The sequence below is a fragment of the Streptomyces sp. NPDC024687 genome, from assembly GCF_055559055.1.
Genome location: NZ_JBVHLJ010000001.1, coordinates 891,052 through 910,784, shown reverse-complemented (window position 1 = coordinate 910,784; position 19,733 = coordinate 891,052). Strand labels below are relative to the sequence as shown.

At 71.4% G+C, this 19,733-nt stretch carries 19 protein-coding genes and 1 pseudogene; 14 read left to right on the top strand and 6 right to left on the bottom strand.

All coding sequences use genetic code 11. The features are described 5' to 3' along the window. Positions 1-643: 643 nt before the first annotated feature. Positions 644-1,828 carry a MarP family serine protease gene (locus ACZ39I_RS04035; RefSeq protein ID WP_467242720.1) on the top strand — a complete coding sequence of 395 codons (1,185 nt, stop codon included), beginning with the start codon at positions 644-646 and terminating at the stop codon, positions 1,826-1,828. Positions 1,829-1,944: 116 nt separating this feature from the next. On the opposite strand, the gene ACZ39I_RS04030 is transcribed toward ACZ39I_RS04035, so the two are convergent. After that, entirely contained in the window at positions 1,945-2,433 is a 489-nt protein-coding gene (locus ACZ39I_RS04030; RefSeq protein ID WP_467242717.1) for a GNAT family N-acetyltransferase, read from the bottom strand. Positions 2,434-2,503: 70 nt separating this feature from the next. Between ACZ39I_RS04030 and ACZ39I_RS04025 the strand changes: the two genes are divergently transcribed. Then, complete coding sequence (locus ACZ39I_RS04025; RefSeq protein WP_467242714.1) at positions 2,504-3,397, top strand: TIGR01777 family oxidoreductase; 894 nt, start codon at positions 2,504-2,506, stop codon at positions 3,395-3,397. Between the two features lie 203 nt (positions 3,398-3,600). Beyond that, positions 3,601-5,025, top strand: a complete 1,425-nt coding sequence (locus ACZ39I_RS04020) for an NAD(P)/FAD-dependent oxidoreductase (protein ID WP_467242712.1) — start codon at positions 3,601-3,603, stop codon at positions 5,023-5,025. Positions 5,026-5,127: 102 nt separating this feature from the next. On the opposite strand, the gene ACZ39I_RS04015 is transcribed toward ACZ39I_RS04020, so the two are convergent. Further along, positions 5,128-6,564: a regulator gene (locus ACZ39I_RS04015; protein ID WP_467242710.1), complete on the bottom strand. Its 1,437-nt coding sequence runs from the start codon at positions 6,562-6,564 to the stop codon at positions 5,128-5,130. A 243-nt stretch (positions 6,565-6,807) separates the two neighbouring features. On the opposite strand from ACZ39I_RS04015, the gene lipB reads away from it, so the two are divergent. The 4 genes from lipB to ACZ39I_RS03995 all read left to right on the top strand — a co-directional run bounded on the left by lipB (position 6,808) and on the right by ACZ39I_RS03995 (position 9,904). Then, entirely contained in the window at positions 6,808-7,608 is an 801-nt protein-coding gene (lipB, locus tag ACZ39I_RS04010) for a lipoyl(octanoyl) transferase LipB (RefSeq protein ID WP_467242707.1), read from the top strand. A gap of 74 nt (positions 7,609-7,682) precedes the next feature. After that, the gene (lipA, locus tag ACZ39I_RS04005; RefSeq protein ID WP_352383067.1) at positions 7,683-8,648 is read left to right on the top strand and encodes a lipoyl synthase; all 966 of its coding nucleotides are present in this window, start codon (positions 7,683-7,685) and stop codon (positions 8,646-8,648) included. Between the two features lie 287 nt (positions 8,649-8,935). Further along, the gene (locus ACZ39I_RS04000) at positions 8,936-9,136 is read left to right on the top strand and encodes an SCO2195 family GlnR-regulated protein (protein ID WP_352383069.1); all 201 of its coding nucleotides are present in this window, start codon (positions 8,936-8,938) and stop codon (positions 9,134-9,136) included. A 66-nt stretch (positions 9,137-9,202) separates the two neighbouring features. Continuing rightward, a complete protein-coding gene (locus ACZ39I_RS03995) occupies positions 9,203-9,904 on the top strand; it encodes a DUF4191 domain-containing protein (RefSeq protein ID WP_467242701.1) in 702 nt (233 codons plus the stop codon). Positions 9,905-9,967: 63 nt separating this feature from the next. Here ACZ39I_RS03995 and ACZ39I_RS03990 read toward each other — a convergent pair. Continuing rightward, positions 9,968-11,235, bottom strand: a pseudogene (locus ACZ39I_RS03990) (lipase family protein). A 228-nt stretch (positions 11,236-11,463) separates the two neighbouring features. Then, a complete protein-coding gene (locus tag ACZ39I_RS03985; RefSeq protein ID WP_352383075.1) occupies positions 11,464-11,934 on the bottom strand; it encodes an RDD family protein in 471 nt (156 codons plus the stop codon). 200 nt (positions 11,935-12,134) lie between these two features. Between ACZ39I_RS03985 and glnA the strand changes: the two genes are divergently transcribed. The 5 genes from glnA (at position 12,135) to pspAB (ending at position 16,948) form a co-directional block, all read left to right on the top strand. Next, the gene (gene glnA / locus ACZ39I_RS03980; RefSeq protein ID WP_467242697.1) at positions 12,135-13,544 is read left to right on the top strand and encodes a type I glutamate--ammonia ligase; all 1,410 of its coding nucleotides are present in this window, start codon (positions 12,135-12,137) and stop codon (positions 13,542-13,544) included. 118 nt (positions 13,545-13,662) lie between these two features. Next, a complete protein-coding gene (locus ACZ39I_RS03975) occupies positions 13,663-13,917 on the top strand; it encodes an SCO2583/SCO2584 N-terminal domain-containing protein (RefSeq protein WP_467242694.1) in 255 nt (84 codons plus the stop codon). Between the two features lie 25 nt (positions 13,918-13,942). Continuing rightward, positions 13,943-15,340, top strand: coding sequence for a hypothetical protein (locus tag ACZ39I_RS03970; protein WP_467242691.1), 1,398 nt, complete (start codon positions 13,943-13,945; stop codon positions 15,338-15,340). Positions 15,341-15,437: 97 nt separating this feature from the next. Further along, positions 15,438-16,361: a zinc metalloprotease HtpX gene (gene htpX, locus ACZ39I_RS03965; protein ID WP_352383083.1), complete on the top strand. Its 924-nt coding sequence runs from the start codon at positions 15,438-15,440 to the stop codon at positions 16,359-16,361. A gap of 2 nt (positions 16,362-16,363) precedes the next feature. Next, a complete protein-coding gene (pspAB, locus tag ACZ39I_RS03960) occupies positions 16,364-16,948 on the top strand; it encodes a PspA-associated protein PspAB (protein WP_467242687.1) in 585 nt (194 codons plus the stop codon). 15 nt (positions 16,949-16,963) lie between these two features. Here pspAB and ACZ39I_RS03955 read toward each other — a convergent pair whose 3' ends face one another. Continuing rightward, positions 16,964-17,254 carry a hypothetical protein gene (locus ACZ39I_RS03955; protein WP_467242685.1) on the bottom strand — a complete coding sequence of 97 codons (291 nt, stop codon included), beginning with the start codon at positions 17,252-17,254 and terminating at the stop codon, positions 16,964-16,966. Positions 17,255-17,417: 163 nt separating this feature from the next. On the opposite strand from ACZ39I_RS03955, the gene ACZ39I_RS03950 reads away from it, so the two are divergent. Further along, positions 17,418-18,617, top strand: a complete 1,200-nt coding sequence (locus ACZ39I_RS03950) for a winged helix DNA-binding domain-containing protein (RefSeq protein WP_467242682.1) — start codon at positions 17,418-17,420, stop codon at positions 18,615-18,617. Between the two features lie 169 nt (positions 18,618-18,786). Here ACZ39I_RS03950 and ACZ39I_RS03945 read toward each other — a convergent pair whose 3' ends face one another. Beyond that, the gene (locus ACZ39I_RS03945; protein ID WP_451474322.1) at positions 18,787-19,101 is read right to left on the bottom strand and encodes a hypothetical protein; all 315 of its coding nucleotides are present in this window, start codon (positions 19,099-19,101) and stop codon (positions 18,787-18,789) included. 164 nt (positions 19,102-19,265) lie between these two features. On the opposite strand from ACZ39I_RS03945, the gene ACZ39I_RS03940 reads away from it, so the two are divergent. Further along, on the top strand, positions 19,266-19,628 hold the full coding sequence (locus tag ACZ39I_RS03940; protein ID WP_393599280.1) for an arsenate reductase family protein: 363 nt from the start codon (positions 19,266-19,268) through the stop codon (positions 19,626-19,628). Positions 19,629-19,733 lie beyond the last annotated feature (105 nt).

The window sequence follows — 19,733 nt, the reverse complement described above, 5'->3', positions numbered from 1 at the left end:
GCAGGCGACGAGGGCCGGACCGGCTCACCCGGGAGCGGCCGGACCGGCGGGGCCGCCGTGCGTCGGCCGAAGGCCGTCGGCTGGGGGCCGGCCCCGGAGCCCGTGAAGGGCGGGGCGCCCGAGGACGCAGGCCCCTGCGCGGCCGCCCGCTCCGCGGGGCCGGCAGGCGACGGGGGCCGGGTCGGCGGGGCCGTATGTCGATCGGAGGCCGTCGGCTGGGAGCCAGGCCATGGGCTCGCCGGGCGGGGTGCGTCCGAGGGCGGGGCCGGCTGCTCGGCGGGGCCGGCAGTCGGCGTCGCGGAACGGGCCACAGGCGTGGGAGTCACGGAGGAGGGCGCGGCCGGGGCGCGGCCGGTGGGCAGGGCTTTTCGGATCGCGAGACCTATTCGGCTCGCGTGGCGTATTCGGGGCGCCCGCCGTCTTCGCGGTCCCCGCGATCTTCGGACACGCATGCTCCCACTGTCGGACGTATTCGCCCCGCCCGCGATGTGTGCTGTGCCACGCGGTGGAACCATCGTCCGGGTCCGCGACGTTTTTCCAGGTGCACGCACGCGTACCGCCGGGAACCGGCCACGCGTGCGTGTAGCTGATCACTGGACGCCTCGCCTGCGTACTGAAGGTTCCGAGAGAGAAGGGCGGCTCCGTGGACGTGCTGGACATCCTGCTGTTGCTGGTGATCGCCGCCTATGCGGCCTCCGGCTACCGCCGCGGCCTGGTGGCCGGCTGTGTGTCGTTCGCCGGTTTCGTGGGCGGCGCGGTCGTGGGCGTGTGGGTGCTGCCGTGGATGATGGACCTGGTGACACCGGGGAGCACGGCCGCGACGGTGACCGCGGTGGCGACCGTGCTGGTCCCGGCCGCCGTGGGGCACGAACTGGCCGGACGCCTGGCGCTCAGGCTGCGCCGGGAGCTGGACCAGGGCCCGCTGAGAATCGCCGACGGCGTCGGCGGGGCCGCCGCCAACTCCGTGGCCGTGCTCATCGTCGCCTGGGTCGCCGCGAGCGTCCTGGGCGCGTCCTCGTCCCCGCTGGTCACCACGGCCATCCGGGACTCCGCCCTGCTCGGCGCCGTCCAGGACTCCATGCCGGAGACCACGCCGAACTGGTTCTCCCGGGCCACCTCCGCTCTCACCGAGGCGGGCTTCCCGCAGGTCTTCAACCCGTTCGAGAACGAGTCGACGGCCGAGGTCGCGAGGCCCACCGGCGACAGCGTCACGGCGGCCGCCACCAACGCCGCCAAGCTCAGCACCGTCAAGATCGAGGGCGCCTCCGGCACCCAGGGCCGCGAGGGCAGCGGCTTCGTGTACGCGCCGCAGCACGTGATGACCAACGCCCACGTGGTGGCCGGCATCGACGCCCCCAGCGTCCGGATCGGCGGGGTCGGACAGGTGTACGAGGCACGGGTGGTGCTGTTCGACCCGGACCGGGACGTGGCCGTGCTGTACGTCCCGGATCTGCGCGCACCGGTGCTGCGCTTCCACCAGGGCGCCGCGCGGGGCGACTCCGCGGTGGTCGCGGGCTATCCGCAGGACGGCGACCTGAACCTGCAGGCGGCCACGGTCGCCAACCGGGTGAAGGCGACCGGGCAGAACATCTACAGCGACGCCACCGTGACCCGCGAGATCTACTCGATCCGCTCGACCGTCCGCCCCGGCAACTCCGGCGGCCCCCTGCTGACCACCACCGGCAAGGTCTACGGCGTGGTGTTCGCCCGCTCCACCTCCGACAACGAGACGGGCTACGTCCTGACGGCCGACGAGGTCGCGGGCGACGCCCAGAAGGCGGCGGACGCCACGTCACCGGTGGACACGGGCGATCTGGTCACGTCGTAGCGCGGTCGGCTCCCGGATGATGGGACCACGGTCCCGCACGGCACTCCGGAGGCACCCGTGCCCGTCCTCTTCCCGATCTTCCCGATCTCCTACGACCGCGCCGGCCGACCAGGTCCTCAGAGTCGGCGCCCCATGAGTACGTCGTCGACGTACTCCCCCGCCAGCAGGAACTCCTCGGGCAGCACGCCCTCGACCGTGAAGCCCTCGGACTCGTAGAGCCTGCGGGCCGGGGTGTTGTGGCCGAGGACGCGCAGGGTGAGGCGGCGGGCGCCCCGGCGGCGGGCCTCGTCCGTGACCGCGCGGATCAGGGCGCGGCCGACGCCCCGGCCCCGGGCCTCCTCGCTGACGGCCAGGCCCTGGATCTGGCGTACGTGGGCGTTCGCTTCGACCGGCGTCGGGAAACCGAGAAGGACGTATCCCAGGATGCGGCGGTCGGCCTCGGCGACCAGGCAGTCGTCGGGGCCGTGGTGCTCCCCGAAGAACGGCCGGTAGGGAGGCCGCTGCTGCGGCGAGACCGCGTGCAGGGACGACCAGGCCGCACGGTCGAGACGGGCCAGTTCCTCTTCGTCGTCGGGGAGGGCGCGGCGTATGGACAGCTGGGGCATGACCGCCACACTACGGCGGGACAACCGGAACCAGACATCGCTTTACGCACCCACCAGGCAGGATGAGATCATGGAACATTCAAGAATCGCGGTGGCCGGGGCGTCCGGACTGATCGGCTCGGCCCTGGTGGGTTCCCTCACCACGGACGGGCACGAGGTAGTGCGGCTGGTGCGCCGGGAGCCCCGGGACGGCAGCGAGGTCCGCTGGGACCCCGAGGCCGGGCGGGTCGACACGGCCGGGCTCGCCGGGTGTGACGCCGTGGTCAACCTCGCCGGGGCGGGGGTCGGTTCGCGGCGCTGGACCGAGGAGTACAAGAAGCGGATCCGCGACAGCCGGGTGAACGGCACGACCGCCCTCGCCCGGGCTGTCGCCGCCCTGGACGAGCCGCCGCGGGTCTTCGTGAACGGCAGCGCGATGGGGTACTACGGCGAGACCGGCGACCGGATCGTCGACGAGGACTCACCGGCCGGCCGGGGTTTCCTGCCCGAGCTGTGCGTGGAGTGGGAGGCGGCCGCCGCACCCGCGCAACAGGCGGGCGTACGGACTGCGTTCACCCGCACCGGCCTGGTGGTGGGCCGCGGCGGCGGGGCCTGGGGCAGGCTGTTCCCGCTGTTCAAGGCGGGGCTCGGCGGGCGGATGGGCGACGGCGGTCAGTACTGGTCGTTCATCGCGCTGCACGACGAGGTCGCCGCGATCCGCCACCTCCTGGAGACCGACGGGCTGTCCGGTCCCTTCAACCTCACCGCCCCGGAGCCCCTGACGAACCGTGAGATCACCGAGGCCATGGGCCGCGTGCTGCACCGGCCGGCGCTCTTCACCGTCCCCGCGCCGGTCCTGCGGGCCGCGCTCGGCGAGATGGCCGGGGACGTGCTGGGCAGCGCACGGGTGCGGCCGAGGCGACTGCTGGAGTCGGGGTTCACGTTCGCGTTCCCGGACATCGAGGGCGCGATCCGGGCGGCCTGAGGAACGCGCCGGGCTCCCGTGCGGGCGTACGACATCCTCGACGACCGTCCGTGACGACATGCGACCGGTGTGCGACCGTGCCCTGTTGATGCGCGACTGTTCCTGACCGGTAACAGCCCTACCCTCGACCCGAACTCGGGTATCCCCGGAGCCTGTTGGGGGCATGACGTCCCCACCGGCCGCGCAACCTCGAGGAGGGGCACGTGCTTGAGCCCGCGTACCAGGCGGACGTCGTGATCGTGGGAGCCGGGGTCGCCGGACTCTCCGCGGCGCATCGGCTGACCAGCCAAGGAGTGACCGTCGCGGTGGTGGAGGCCGCCCCTTGCGTGGGCGGCCGCATGTCGACCGAGAAGGTCGACGGCTTCCGGCTCGACAGGATCGGACAGTTGCTGTCCACGGCGTATCCCGAACTACGTCTGACCCCCGGGCTCGACGGGCTGGTCCTGCGCCCGTTCGCGCCGGGGGTCCTGCTGCACGGAGACGGGCGCCACCACCGGGTGGACGCTCCGGCGGGCGCCCGGAGCGCGAGGGGCGCACTGCGTGCGGTGCGCGCCCTGGCGAGCGCCCCTCGCGGGGTGCCGGGACTGGGACTGGTGGCCGTGTCCCGGCGGGCCGCGTTCCGGGTGCTGCCGGGTGCCGGTCAGGGGACGGTGTCCCGGGTCGCCCGAGGAGTCGCGCCGCTCGGCGGTGCCGTCGATCAGGCCCGGCTCGGTGCCGCCCTCACCCGGTTCGCCAACGTGCCGGTCGAACGTCTCCTGGCCCGTCCCGAACTGCCCGCCGGGCAGGCGCTCGCGGCCCGGGGACTGCCCGCGCGCACCATCGACGGGTTCCTGCGTCCGCTGCTCGCCGCGCTGCTGTGCGACCCCGCGCTGACGACGTCCAGCCGGTGCGCCGACCTGGCGCTGCGGGCCTTCGCGGGCGGGCGGCTGTGTGTGCCGGAAGGGGGCGCGGAGACGCTTCCGGAGCTGCTCGCGCAGACCCTGCCGGCGGGGACCGTGCACACGGGCGTGCGGGTCACGTCCGTCGCGACGACCTCGGTGACCACGGCCGAGCACGGTGAGATCCGGTGCCGGGCGGTGCTGCTGGCGACAGACGCGCGCACCGCGGCGGAGCTGTTGCCGGGGTTGCGGGTGCCGGACTTCCACCCGGTGACGGTCGTCCACCACACGACGGACGACCCGCCCCGCACGGGTTCCGCGCTGCTCCTCGACGCCGACCGGGGCGGTCCGGTGGCCCACACGGCGGTGATCAGCGAGGTCGACCCGAGCCGGGCCCCTTCGGGCCGGGCCCTGATCTCCTCGACGGTCCTGGGCACCCCTCCGGCGGATCTGGAAACGGCCGTCCGCACCCATCTGGCCCGTCTGTACGGCACCCCCACCCACCGCTGGGAGACCCTCGCGGTGCACCACACCCGGGACGCGGTCCCGGCCATGCCCGCCCCCCACGACCTGCGCCGCCCGGTCCGCCTCCTGGCCGGCCTGTACGTCTGCGGCGACCACCGCGACACCAGCACGGTCCAGGGGGCGCTGCATTCAGCCCACCGAGCAACGACGGCAATCCTGAAGGACCTGGGCACGGCGGGTTCGATGCACCGAGCGGATCCGGCTCCCACGGCTCAGGCAGCGTGACGGTTCACCCGCGCCCCTTTTAGGGGCGCGGGGAACTGCGCGACCAGCCACAACGCACCGGAACTCGTCATACATCGGCACGAAGTTACGGCGAGGCGGTTCCTACCCCAGCGCAGCGACCTTGTCCCGATAACTCCTAACCGGCGCCGCATCCTTGTACGGCTCCAACCGCCGCTCGAAGTCCCGCACATACTCCACCGCCCGCACCGACCGCATCTCCGCCGCCTGCCCGGCGGCCTCCGCGGCCAGCGAACAGGCCTGGTCCAACTCCCCCAGCCCCAGCCTCGCAGAGGCCAGCACCACCCGGCAGAACAGCCGACTCCGCGCATACGCCGGCGCACGCAACTGCAGGGAGCGCTCGGCGTGTTGCGCCGCCGCCCGGAACTGCTGCAGGTCCCGGTGGCAGTGCCCGAACTCGTCCGCCAATTGCGCCTCGTCGAAGAACCGCGCCCAGTGCGGGACCTCGTCGCCGGGCCGCGCCGCCTCCAGGGCCCGTTCCGCGCGGACCAGCGAGGCCGTGCACGCCCGCACCTCCCCCAGCACCCCGTGCCCGCGCGCCTCGGCCGAGTGCAGCAGTGCCTGCACGACCGGCGGAGCCGCCGTACCGACGCCCTGCTGGGCCACCCGCGCCAGCTGGATCGCCTCCCGGCCGTGCCCCAGGTACACGGCCTGCCGGCTCATCGTGACCAGCACATACGCCCCGTACGCCCGGTCCCCCGCGGCCTGCGCGAGCCGCAGTGCCTGCACGAAGTACCGCTGCGCGAGTCCGTGCGCGGCGATGTCGTACGAGGTCCAGCCCGCGAGCCGGGTCAGGTCCGCCGCCGCGGCGAACAGCCTGCGCCCGGTGGTCTCGCCGTAGGTGCCGCGCAGCATCGGCTCGCACTCGTGCTCCAGGTAACGGACCAGGGCCTGCCGGGCGTGGCCGCCGCCGTACTGGTCGTCGAGGGTGCGGAAGAGGTCGCCGACCGAGGTGAGCGCCGCGATGTCGCCCCCGGTGACCTTCTGGCCGGGTCCGCGTTCGGCCTGGCCGCGCTGCCGGGGCACCACCGGGCGCCCCTGGGGAGGGACCCGGATGGGAGGCTCGCCGCGGGCGACCCGGTCGTCGGGGCGGCCGATCAGCCAGTCGCGGCTGGGGACGACCAGGCCGGCCGGCGTGAAGGCGATCTTGCGGAGTTCGGCGTGGCTGCCGGAGTCCTTGCGCCACAGCCCGCTGACGATGTCGACGGCCTCTTCGGGTCCGGCGGCGAACTCCAGCCCGGCGTAGACGGGTGCGCAGGCGTCGAGGCCGAGGTCCTGCGCGGAGAGCCGGCGTCCGAGCCGGCGGGTGAAGACCTCGGCGATGAGGGCGGGTGTGGTGCCCCGGGGCTGCTGTCCGCGCAGCCAGCGGGTCACGGAGGTCTTGTCGTATCTGAGATCCAGCCCGTGTTCGAGACCGAGCTGGTCCACGCGTCGGGCGAGACCCGCGTTGGAGAACCCCGCTTCTGCGATGAGCGCGGCGAGCTGTCGGTTGGGAGTGCGCTGCGCGGGTCGTTCCGTCATCTGCGGTGCGGTCTCCTGCCTTTCGGGCCGTCACGTGGTCACGTGGTGCCCGGATTGCCTGTGAGCAGCCCTTATGGCCTGCGCGAACGGCGAATGTAGCGGAGAGTGAGCAGACGGTCGCACACTTCGACGTTCGTTCATCCGATCGTGTGAGGATTGCCCCCGGGGCTGACGCCCGCGGGCCGGACGTACAGTGGCGTGGGCACCCTTCGTGCCTTACGACCTTCTAGGGAGGCGCTTGCCGTGAGTGGGTTGCGGTTCGTCCGTATGGGCTTCGGTGCGGACGCGGTCGAGTACCAGGAGGCGTGGGACGAGCAGCGCCGGGTGCACGCGGCGCGCTTCGAGGACGAGATCCCCGACACGGTCCTCCTGCTCGAACACCCCCCTGTGTATACGGCGGGCCGGCGCACCGCGGACAACGAGCGCCCCCTGGACGGCACCCCGGTCATCGACGTCGACCGCGGTGGCAAGATCACCTGGCACGGTCCGGGCCAGCTGGTGGGCTACCCGATCCAGAAGCTCCCGCGTCCGGTGGACGTGGTGGCGCACGTACGGCGCCTGGAGGAGGCCCTGATCCGCACCTGCGCGGAGTTCGGCCTCGAGACCACCCGGGTCGAGGGCCGCAGCGGCGTATGGGTGCTCGGCGACCCGGTCGAGCAGCGGCCGGCGCTCGGTGGGCTCTCCCTGGACTTCGACCCCCGGCTCACGGACGAGGAGTTCGACCCCCGCCTGAACGGCCCGGAGTACGCCCCCTCCAACGCCGGCCAGCGCCGGGAGGACCGCAAGATCGCGGCGATCGGCATCCGCGTCGCCAAGGGCGTCACCATGCACGGCTTCTCGCTGAACGTGAACCCGGACAACAAGTGGTTCGACCGGATCATCCCGTGCGGCATCCGGGACGCGGGCGTCGCCTCCCTCGCGAGCGAGCTCGGCCGGGACGTGACCATCGACGAGGTCCTGCCGGTCGTCGAGCGGCACCTGAGGGACGTACTGGAGAACGCGGAGCTGAAGCCGAGGGTGATCGAGAAGACACCTGCGGCCTGAGACAGGCCGCAGGCTTTCAAATCCACGGGCGTACCCTTGAGCACGCCGAAGAATCAATCGCTAGGGAGCCGGTCGTGTCCGCAGTCGCCCCCGACGGACGCAAGATGCTGCGCCTGGAGGTCCGTAACGCCCAGACCCCCATCGAGCGCAAGCCCGAGTGGATCAAGACCCGGGCGAAAATGGGTCCCGAGTACACCGCCATGCAGAAGCTCGTGAAAAGCGAGGGCCTGCACACGGTCTGCCAGGAAGCCGGCTGTCCCAACATCTACGAGTGCTGGGAGGACCGCGAGGCGACCTTCCTCATCGGCGGCGACCAGTGCACCCGGCGTTGCGACTTCTGCCAGATCGACACCGGCAAGCCCGAGGCCCTGGACCGTGACGAGCCGCGCCGCGTCGGCGAGTCCGTGGTCACCATGGACCTGAACTACGCCACCATCACCGGCGTCGCCCGCGACGACCTGGAGGACGGCGGCGCCTGGCTGTACGCCGAGACGGTCCGGCAGATCCACGAGCAGACCGCGGGCCGTGAGGCCGGCCGCACCAAGGTCGAGCTGCTCGCCCCCGACTTCAACGCCGTGCCGGAGCTGCTCCAGCAGGTCTTCGAGTCCCGCCCCGAGGTCTTCGCGCACAACGTCGAGACGGTCCCCCGGATCTTCAAGCGCATCCGCCCCGGCTTCCGCTACGAGCGCTCCCTGAAGGTCATCACCGACGCCCGCGACTTCGGCCTGGTGACCAAGTCCAACCTGATCCTCGGCATGGGCGAGACCCGCGAGGAGGTCAGCGAGGCGCTCCGGCAGCTGCACGAGGCGGGCTGTGAGCTGATCACCATCACGCAGTACCTGCGCCCGTCGGTGCGTCACCACCCCGTGGAGCGCTGGGTCAAGCCGCAGGAGTTCGTGGAGCTGAAGGAGGAGGCCGAGCAGATCGGCTTCTCCGGTGTGATGTCCGGACCCCTCGTCCGGTCCTCCTACCGGGCGGGCCGGCTCTACCAGATGGCGGTCGAGAAGCGCGGTTCGTACGTCGCTTCGCAGGCCGTCTGAGCACCCGCCTGAGCATGATCTGAGCACCCTCGGATGGCACGGAGTGCCACTCCAAACGTGTGAATCCAAGCACAAGCAACTACCACCCGGTAGTGGCCGATTGACGCGGTCCCGGACATCCCCGCAGATAGGGGGGTCATCGGGGCCGCGTCCGCGTTTTCGGGCGGAGCATCAAGGTTTCATGGGCGTTTGACCGGCCGGTCACGCCCTGGTAACACCAATCAGTGACGCTCGTTGTACACCCCGTGCATCACTCACCCGAGCCGCCATCCCGAGGGGGGACCTCAATGCAGGCCGCGCCGGTTCGCGCCACCGCCATCCCGTCGTTCACCACTGCACTGCGTGCCGTCGAGTCGCTGCTCCTGAGCAGCGGTCAGCGCACCGCCCGCCGCAACGCCTGGACCTCCGTCCTGGAGGACCGCCGTCGCGCCAAGGACCGGGTCGAGGTGCAGCGCGTGCTGGACCAGACCTTCACCGTCAGCTCCTGAGTCTCCCCTTCCGAGGGGCGGACACTGCCGTCGTCGGCGTCTGCGGGGCCACGTAGACTTCGGGGCATGGCGAGAAGTGACAGTGCGGCGGATGCCGCGAACAGCGGGCGACTGAAGCAGATCGCCCTGACGTACAAGATGACCCGCAAGGCCGACAAGAAGATCGGCCTGGTACTCGCGGGTGTCTTCCTCCTCATCCTCGGCGTCTTTCTCGCCATCGGCTTCCTGATCGGCCACCCGGTCTACCTCGGCATCCTGGGCGTCCTGCTCGCCTTCCTCGGGACGGCGATCGTGTTCGGGCGCCGGGCCGAGCGGGCCGCGTTCGGGCAGATGGAAGGCCAGCCGGGTGCCGCCGCGGCCGTACTGGACAACATCGGCCGGGGCTGGACGACCACCCCCGCCGTGGCGATGAACCGCAGCCAGGACGTGGTGCACCGGGCCGTCGGCAAGGCCGGCATCGTCCTGGTCGCCGAGGGCAACCCGAACCGGGTCAAGGGCCTGCTGGCCGCCGAGAAGCGGAAGATGAACCGTATCGTCGCGGACGTGCCGGTCCACGACATCCTCGTCGGCACGGGCGAGGGCCAGGTCCCGCTCAAGAAGGTGCGGACCACGATGCTCAAGCTGCCGCGCGTGCTGACCGGCCCCCAGGTGACCGCCACCAACGACCGACTGCGGGCGCTGGGCGACCTGATGAGCAACATGCCGCTCCCCAAGGGCCCGATGCCGAAGGGCATGAAGCTGCCGAAGGGCGGCGGCAAGACCCGCTGAATCCTCTCGTACGACGATGGGGGCGCCCGGTGTGACACCGGGCGCCCCCATCGTCGTAGCGGATCAGCAGTCGTTGCGGGCGGATCTGCCCGCGAAGCGGTCGCCGAGCCAGGAGACGACGTCGCCGACGGCCTGGTTGTCGGTGAGGAGATGGTCGCCGGGATAGATCTTCCAGCCGGTCTTCACGCCCGCGGCGCAGTAGGCGGCACGGACCGCGTCCTCCGTGGCGGTGGGGATGACCTCGTCGAGGGCGCCGCGGTACTGGAGGACGGGGAAGGCGATCTTGTAGGTCCCCAGGTTCACGCCGAGTTTCTGGGCGTCCAGGACCTGGCCCCAGGTGCGGCCGTCGCTGCCGCGCTGCCGGTAGAGCTGGTCGAGGGTGAGCCCGGCCGTGGTGAAGTCCTTGATGCTCTTGCCCGCGAGCGCCGTGACCGTGCCGGCCACGCAGACGGACTTGGCGGTCTTCACCGCCTCCCGGCCCTGGTCGTTGAGGAGCGCGTCGAGGGGCAGCGTGGGATAAGCGGCCTGGATGCCGATGGCCGCGTCGGCGAGGAAGCCGGAGAAGGCGCTGCCGTCCAGCCCGGCCGCCACCTCCTTCAGATCACCGGGGACGCCTCCGGAGGCATCCCCGACCACGTTGAGCTCGGGTGCGTAGCCCGCCGCCAGCTGGGCCGCCCACAGGCTGGCCCGCCCTCGGAGTAGCCCCACAGGCCGATACGGGTCTGCCGGGACAGACCGCTGCCCGGTACGGCGGGGGCGGCGCGGGCGATGTCGAGCAGGGCGTGGCCGGAGTCGGTGCCGGCGACATAGCGGTGCGTCTGCCCGTCGAGGTAGCCGGGACCGTCGGTCGCGGCGACGGCGTACCCGGCCCTGAGCAGGGCCGCGATGTTGTCGCCCTCGTACTCGTCCTGGTAGGCACCGGCGAGCTGCTTGGAGAACGCGCACTGGGGGCCGAGACCGAGGGTACCGGGGTGGAAGGCGACGACGGGACGGGCGCCGGGGCCGGTCCAGGGCGCCGTGGGGACGGCGAGGGTGCCGGAGACGGCGACGGGCCGGTCCTGGTTGTCGGTGGAGCTGTAGAGGACCTTCCACGCGGACATGGCGATGGTGCCCGGCACCTGACTCAGCGTGACCGAGCGGCAGGCCAGCACGGTGCCCGGGGTAGCGGGGACGGAGGCGGGGGGTGTGTAGACCTCGGCGTCGGCGGCCGTGCAGGCGGCGGCCTCGGTGCCGTCAGCGGCGGCGGGGGCGTCGACGGCCGCCTGGGATACGAGGGCGCCGCCCAGCAGGGCGGCGGTGGTGAGGGCGGTGACCAGGGCGGATCTCTTCATCGGTCCGGCGTGTCCCTTCGCAACGGGGGGAGGTTGCTTGGGTGCTCGACGCTAGGAGCCGGACCGGTTGACCCATAGTCAGCCGCCGCGCGAGTTCGCGGCGGCGGCTGTCAGGACACGACAAAGCCGTCGGGACACGACGAGGACGGGGGACCTCTTCGGATCCGCGACACAACGAGGACGAGGGATTTCCTCAGATCCGCGACACGACGAGGGCGACGGACCTCCTCAGATCCGCACTTCCACGGTCTTCGCGAGCCGGTCGTGCAGGCCCCGGCCGTCGCGGTCCCAGATCAGGGCCGGGAGGGCGAGGCAGAGCAGGACCGTGCGCAGGAGGGCGCGCGCCGGGTGCACGCGTCCGGTGTCGAGAGCGACCACACGCAGGCCGAAGAGGCGCTTGCCCGGGGTGAAGCCGATGGTGCCGACCGTGAGGACGCCCATCACGAAGAAGACCAGCAGCGACCAGTTCGAGGTCGACGGGTCGCCGTAGCTCTGAGTGATCAACCGGGATGCAATCAGGACGCTCATCGCCCAGTCCACGGCGAGTGCGCCGAGCCGTCGCCCGGGGCGGGCGATGGATCCGGGCCCCTCCTCCGGCAGGCCGAGCTGCTGTCCGCGGTATCCGAAGTCGACACCGGCGTCCTCGGCGGCCGCGCGGGGCCCGGAGAGCCATGATCCGATTGCTTCCCTCTTGTCCACGGGTCCACGGTACTGCGACCGTTTCGGGATACGGACAGGTGGGGCCGGGCCGACGATGTCCGGTTAACTTGTGCGAAACAAATGGGTCACGCCCGAGAAACCACCCGTCCCTAGGGTCGAGGACAGCGTGTGCCACCGCACTGGCCGCACGAACGAACTACCACCCCGGTCCAGGAACGGTCGGGAGTAGGAGGAGCTGGATGTTCCAGAACGCCGACGAGGCCAAGAAGTTCATCGCGGACGAGGACGTCAAGTTCGTCGACGTCCGGTTCTGCGACCTGCCGGGCGTGATGCAGCACTTCACGCTGCCCGTCGAGGCGTTCGACCCGGACGAGGAGCTCGCGTTCGACGGTTCGTCGATCCGTGGCTTCCAGGCCATCCACGAGTCCGACATGGCGCTGCGCGCGGACCTGTCGACCGCCCGGGTCGACTCCTTCCGCCGCGACAAGACGCTGAACATCAACTTCTTCATCCACGACCCGATCACCGGCGAGCAGTACAGCCGTGACCCGCGCAACGTGGCGAAGAAGGCCGAGGCCTACCTCGCCTCCACCGGTATCGCCGACACCGCGTACTTCGGCCCCGAGGCCGAGTTCTACGTGTTCGACAGCGTGCGCTTCGCCACCTCGTCGAACGAGTCCTTCTACCACATCGACTCCGAGGCCGGCGCCTGGAACACCGGTGCGGTCGACAACAACCGCGGCTACAAGGTCCGTTACAAGGGCGGTTACTTCCCGACCCCGCCGGTCGACCACTTCGCCGACCTGCGTGCCGAGATCTCCCTGGAGCTGGCCAAGTCCGGCCTCCAGGTCGAGCGCCAGCACCACGAGGTGGGCACCGCCGGCCAGGCGGAGATCAACTACAAGTTCAACACGCTGCTCGCCGCGGCCGACGACCTCCAGCTCTTCAAGTACATCGTGAAGAACGTCGCCTGGCGCAACGGCAAGACGGCGACCTTCATGCCGAAGCCGATCTTCGGTGACAACGGCTCGGGCATGCACATCCACTCGTCGCTGTGGCAGGGCGGCTCCCCGCTCTTCTACGACGAGGCCGGTTACGCGGGCCTGTCGGACACCGCCCGCTTCTACATCGGCGGCATCCTCAAGCACGCCCCGTCGCTGCTGGCCTTCACCAACCCGACGGTGAACTCCTACCACCGTCTGGTGCCGGGCTTCGAGGCGCCGATCAACCTGGTGTACTCGCAGCGCAACCGCTCCGCGGCCATGCGTATCCCGATCACGGGCTCCAACCCGAAGGCCAAGCGCGTCGAGTTCCGCGCGCCCGACTCCTCCGGCAACCCGTACCTGGCCTTCTCCGCGCTGCTGCTCGCGGGCCTGGACGGCATCAAGAACAAGATCGAGCCGGCCGAGCCGATCGACAAGGACCTGTACGAGCTGGCTCCCGAGGAGCACGCGAACGTCGCCCAGGTCCCGACCTCCCTCCCGGCGGTCCTCAACTCCCTCGAGGCCGACCACGAGTTCCTCCTCCAGGGCGACGTCTTCACGCCGGACCTGATCGAGACGTGGATCGACTTCAAGCGCACGAACGAGATCGCCCCGCTGCAGCTGCGTCCGCACCCGCACGAGTTCGAGCTGTACTTCGACGTGTGATCGGCTCGTAGGCCAGTCCTACGGCGGCTTCACGGCGCCCCCGTCCCGGTTTCTCGGGACGGGGGCGCCGTCGTATGGTTTCTGGCACGGCTGTTCGAGAAGACGTACGGGGGTTGGGATGTCCGAACAGGACGACACGGAGCGGGAGTTCGACATCAAGTGGGCCGACGGGGCCGAGCTCAAGGAGCCCTCCGCGCGGGCCCGGATGCTCGCCGCCCGCTGGAAGGAGAACCCGCCGAAGCCCCAGCCGTTCCGCGCCGACCCGGAGCCGAGGGCACCGAGCCGCTCGTCCTGGAGGTCGACGGCCATCGTCCTCGGGACCGTGGCAGTGATCATCCTGGTGCTGGGGTATGCGGACTTCCGTCCGTTCTAGCGCGCAGAGCGAGTAAGGGGCGCACGTGCGCAGCAGTATCTGGAACGGGACGCAGGCGGCGGTACGCCTCGCGAAGGGGGCCGTACTGCGAGAGGTCATGTTCGACGTGGCCGACCCGGCTGTCTGGATCGCGCTTGACGACGCGGTGCGGCACAGCGTCGGGTCCTCGGCCGACGGCACCTGGCTGCCGACCTGGCAGACGCCGACCGACGCGGAGCTCGCGCTCGCCCTGTGCCACCGGGACGGGAGGATCCGCGAGCGGGCGCTGGGGAAGGTCGCGGGGCGGCCGGAGTTGTTGCCCTTGGTCGTGATCCGGTGCGCGGACTGGGCCGGACCGGTGCGGGACCAGGCCCGGACGCGGTGGGCCGAGGCGCTCACCGTGGAGACGGCGGTCGCGCTGGCCCCGCTCGCCCTGCGAATCGGCGTCCGGCACCGGGGTGACTTCGCCGTCGGCCTGATCGACGCGGTGCTGCGTTCGGCGGACCGCGAGGCGCTGCTTCCGCTCCTCACCCACGCCGACCGCACCGTGCGCCGCTTCACCCACCGGCTCGCCGTGGAGCAGGGCTTCCTCTCCCCCGTCGAGCTGGCTCGCGCCGCCGCCCGGGACGAGGACACGGTCGTCCAGAGCCTCTGTGCGGAGGCCGCCCTGGCCGCCGTGGTGGAGGGCGACGCGGACGACGACGTGCTCGAACCGCTGCTCGTCGCCCGCAATCCGCGGGCGCGGTCGGCCGGGGTGACCGCGTTGCGGCGGGCCGGGCGCGGGGAGCGGGCTGTCGGGTTTCTCGGCGACCGGGCCGGGGTGGTGCGGGCCTGCGCCCGGTATGTCGTACGGCAGTCGGGGGGCGATCCGGTGGAGTGGTACCGGCGGCGGTGTGCCGACGCCGGTGACCCCGCGCTGTCGGCGGGGGTGGTGAGCGGGCTCGCGGAGTGCGGGAACCGGAGTGACGCCGAGACGCTGTGGGCGTTGACCGGGCATCCGGATCCGGTGGTCAGGGCGCGCGCGGTGGGCGGGTTGCGGCTGCTGGACGTGCTGGACGTACGGCGGCTGCGAGCGCTGCTCGACGATCCCGCGCCCGGTGTGGTGCGGGAGGCGACCCTGGCGCTGGTGCCGTCCGCGCGGCTGCTGGACGCCGGGTGGCTGTCGGAGCGGCTGGCGGTGGAGCGGGGCCGGGAGACGCGGGTCTCCGCGTTCCGGCTGCTCAACGCGCACGGCGGGCTCGTACGGCTGCGGGCCGCCGTCGAACTGCTCGACGATCCGGACGACAAGCTGCGGCTCTGGGCCCGGCAGTGCGTGCGGCGCTGGCGTCCGACGGCGGATGTGCCGCCCGGGTCGGCGGAGGTGGGTGAGCTGCTGGACCGGGCGCGGCTGTTCGACGCGCACACGTTGCACCGGCTCAGGTGGGAGGCCGGGCTCAGGGGCTGAGCCTTTGCTTGCCCCAGGGCTGATCGCGACCGCTTCATGGGCCGGGCCAGGTGCACACTGAAGGGTGGGACGAGTGCCTGACTGCGGGGTGGTGCAGATGCGGAGTCGTTTCCGGAGCGACCGGCGGCTGACCGTGCGGATGACGGTCACGATGTTCCTGCTCGGACTGCTGTACGTGGCGTTCTTCGCCGCGTTGATCGTGTTGCTGAAGTCGTGGCTGCTGGTCGTGGCCCTGATCGCCGTGATGTTCGTGGCGCAGTTCTGGTTCTCCGACAGGATCGCGATGTTCGCGATGCGCGGGCGGGTCGTGGGGCGGGAGGAGTATCCCGAACTGCATGCCGTGGTCGACCGGCTGTGTGCGATCGCGGACATGCCCAAGCCCGTGATCGCGGTGTCCACGATGGACATGCCCAACGCGTTCGCCACCGGGCGGAACCCGGACAACGCCGTGGTGTGTGTGACCACCGGACTGCTGCGGCGGCTGGATCCCGCCGAACTGGAGGGTGTGCTCGCGCACGAGCTGTCGCACGTGGCGCACAAGGACGTCGCCGTGATCACCATCGCCTCGTTCCTGGGTGTGATCGCCGGTCTGATCGTGCGGTTCGCCTTCTACAGCCAGCTGTTCGGCGGGCGGAAGGACCAGAACACCGCCGTGATCTTCGCTGCCGTGATGGGTGTCTCGGCGGCCGTGTACGCACTGAGCTTCCTGCTGATCAGGGCGCTGTCCCGGTACCGGGAGCTGGCGGCGGACCGGGCCGCGGCCCACCTCACCGGCCGGCCCTCGGCCCTGGCGTCCGCGCTCACCAAGGTCTCCGGGGAGCTCGCCCGTATCCCCACCAAGGATCTGCGTACCGCCCAGGCCTTCAACGCCTTCTACTTCACTCCCGCCACCGGCAAGGAGCCCGGCATCGAGCGGATCTTCTCGACCCATCCGTCCCTGGAGCAGCGGCTGGAGCAACTGGGGCGGATCTCGGCGGAGTTGGGTGAGGCGGCGACGCCCGGGAACGGCAGGGCGGACTGAGTATGGGGCTGCTGGACATCCTGCTCGGGCGTACGAAGCCCGTCGCGCCCGATCTCGACCGGCTCTTCGCGCTGCCGTCGGCGGCCGTCACGCTGGAGGCGGCCGCCTCCTTCACGCCGACCGGACGCGGGGCGGTGTGCTTCGCCACGGTGGAGGGCGCGGCCTTCGAGCAGACACACCGGGAGGTCCAGGCCCTGCTGGACGCGGACGCCGACCGCGACGGCCCGCCGGTGGAACTGCGGCGGGACGAGTTCGGCTACTCCTGGCTGGTCTCCGAGCGCACCCCGGACCAGTTGCCGCAGCTGGTGAACGACCTGCACGCGGTGAACAGTTCGATGGAGGTCAACGGCTTCGGGCCGCAACTGCTGTGCTCGCTGACCGGGTTCCTGGACACCGAGGGCCGTTCCCTCGCGCTGGTCTACCTCTACAAGCGCGGCACCTTCTATCCCTTCGCGCCGCTGCCCGGTGAGGGACAGCGCCGCGACAACCCGCTGGAACTGCGGGTGAAGGCCGCACTCACGGACGATCTGCGGATCGAGCAGGACCTGAACCGCTGGTTCCCCCTGTGGGGAGCCCCCGGCCTCTGAGCCCTGGCCCTTCCCTCACGGGCTCTTTCTCTCACGCGCCTGCCGACGGGACTCCAGGGGACGCTCGCGGCGGTAACGGCGGTCCCACTTGGCCTGCTTGTCCCGGCGGTCGCGGTACGCCCGGTAGTCGCCGGGCACGGCCCCCGAGCCGCCGCCGGACGAACCGCCCGACGAGGACGCCGAGGCCCCGCCCCGGCCGTACTGCATGTACACGAAGAGCAGGGCGACGGCGACGAGCCACCAGGCGTGGTTCCCGAAGCCCAGGATGACCAGGACGACGGTCCCGGAAAGGATGATGGTGCCCATGACGGGCCTCCGTGTGCGTGGGTGTGGTGTAGAAGACTAGCCCCGGAGCGGCGGGGTGATGCCTGCCCTGTGCGAAGCTCTTTCGCCGCGTGGCCACACCCGGATACAGCACCGAGCCCCTGTGGCGCGCGTGTTGTCAGTGGCCTGCGCCAAGATGGTCCGTATGGCTACGGATGGCGGGGAGCGGTACATCGGGGTGGGCGAGCGGCGGGCTCGGCTCGGGTTGCGGCAACAGTTGGCCGTGCGGGCTCGGGTGGGGAGTCCCGAGGAGGTGGCCGGTGCTCTGGTCGCGCTGCACGGGTCCGATCCCGCGACCGTGTATCTGGCCGTCGGCGCGCGGCTCACGGATCCCGCCGGGACCGTCGCCGAGACCGAGCGGGCGTTGTACGAGGACCGGTCCCTGGTGCGGATGCACGGGATGCGGCACACCGTGTTCGCGTTCCCGGCCGAGCTCACCGCGGTCGTGCACGCCTCGACCGGTCTCACGGTCGCCGCGCGGGAACGGGCCGCGCTCCTCAAGGACATGGCGAAGGCGGGTGCCCCGGACGCGGCCTGGCTGAAGGAGGTCGAGGAGTCGGCGCTGGCCGCGCTCGCCCGGCGCGGAGAGGCGACGGCGACGGAGCTCTGCGAGGACGAGCCGCGGCTGCGGGAGCAGTTCGTGTACGCGGCCGGGAAGAGCTACGAGGGCGTCCACACCGTCGTGAGCCGCCTGCTGAGGGTGCTCGGTGTGGAGGGCAAGGTGGTCCGCGGGCGGCCGCTCGGCACCTGGATGTCCTCGCAGTTCCGCTGGGCGGTGGCGCCGCCGCACCCCGAACTCGAAGTCGCCGGGGCCCAGGCGGAGTTGCTGCGGCGCTGGCTCGCCGTGTGCGGTCCCGCCACCGAGGCCGACCTGAAGTGGTGGACGGGCTGGAAGGTGACCGACGTGCGCCGCGCCCTCACGGCGATCCGCGCGGTGCGGGTGACCGTGGACGAGGGCCCCGCGTACGTCGTCGAAGGCGACGCCGGCCCGGTCGTCGAGCCCGTGGAGCCCTGGGCCGCGCTGCTGCCCGGCCTCGATCCGACGGCGATGGGCTGGCAGCAGCGGGACTGGTATCTGGCGCCGTCCCTGCGGCCCGCGCTGTTCGACCGGAGCGGCAACGTGGGGCCGACGGTGTGGTGGAACGGGCGGGTGATCGGCGGGTGGGGCCAGCGGCCGGACGGCGAGATCGTCTGGCGGTTGCTGGACACGGGCGGGGTGGGACGCGAGGCGGAGGCGGCCGTCGCGATGGAGGCCGCCCGCTTGCGGGACTGGGTGGGGGTGGCTCGAGTGCGGCCGCGGTTCCGGACGCCGCTGGAGAAGGAACTGGCCGAACCCGCGGGCTGACCGGAACGCCGGGTGCTCGGCGGCCAGGTCACTGGCCGGGTCGACCAGGAAGGGGGCCCTCCTGATCCCGGCATGGAGGGTGAGCCGGTCGCCGAGGGTTCTGGTAGCCGTCGCCGATCCGGACGAACGCCGGGCACCCCGAGGGATCAGGGGCACCCGGCGTCGCGGCCTACCGGGCGTACCGCATCAGCGCCCGCACCATGTGACACGTCGTGTCCGACGGCGGGTGGACGCCGATCATCTCCGCCGCCTCCCGGATCGTCTCGTTGCGGGCCTGGTTCGGTACGTAGACGCCCGAGTCGAGCAGGGCGATCGCGAGCCGCATCGCCTTGAGGCGGCGGTTGTGGGTGACATACCACTCGCGAGGACGGCCCGGCGGCAACGGGCGCTTCTCCACGGGGGTGTACGGCAGATCGAGCAGCACGGGATGCTTCGCGGTGGACTGGGTCGGGAACGGCTTCTGCTTCAGTGCGGCAGCGGGCACAGGCATCCTCCTGTCGCGGTAAGGACGGCCACCGGGACCCCGGCGACGCCCTCGAACACTGGTTTTATTCTACCGCCCGCCACTGACAAAAGCCCCTGGCCACAAGGGCTTTCGGGGGTGCTGTGACGCAGGTGGACAACGGGTTTTCGCAGTACCGTGGGGCCATGGAGATCTGGATCAATCCGGCCTGTTCGAAGTGCCGCAGCGCGATCAGCCTGCTCGACGCGGAGGGGGCCGAGTACACCGTCCGCCGCTATCTGGAGGACGTCCCGAGCGAGGACGAGATCCGCGAGGTGCTCGACCGGCTGGGCCTCGAACCGTGGGACATCACCCGTACCCAGGAGGCCGCCGCCAAGGAGCTCGGCCTCAAGGAGTGGGCCCGGGACGACAGTTCGCGCGACCGCTGGATCACCGCGCTCGCCGAGCACCCCAAGCTCATCCAGCGGCCCCTCATCACGGCGGACGACGGCTCGGCGGTGGTCGGCCGCACCGAGGACGCCGTACGGGATGCCATGGCCAGGAAGTAACCGGATGTGACGCACGTTACGTCGGATGTCTCCCGCGAGCGCTGAGCAACCTCGTTCGGTATCTCGTACATAGCCGCGTACGCTCCCCTAGCTCTCAGGAGTCGC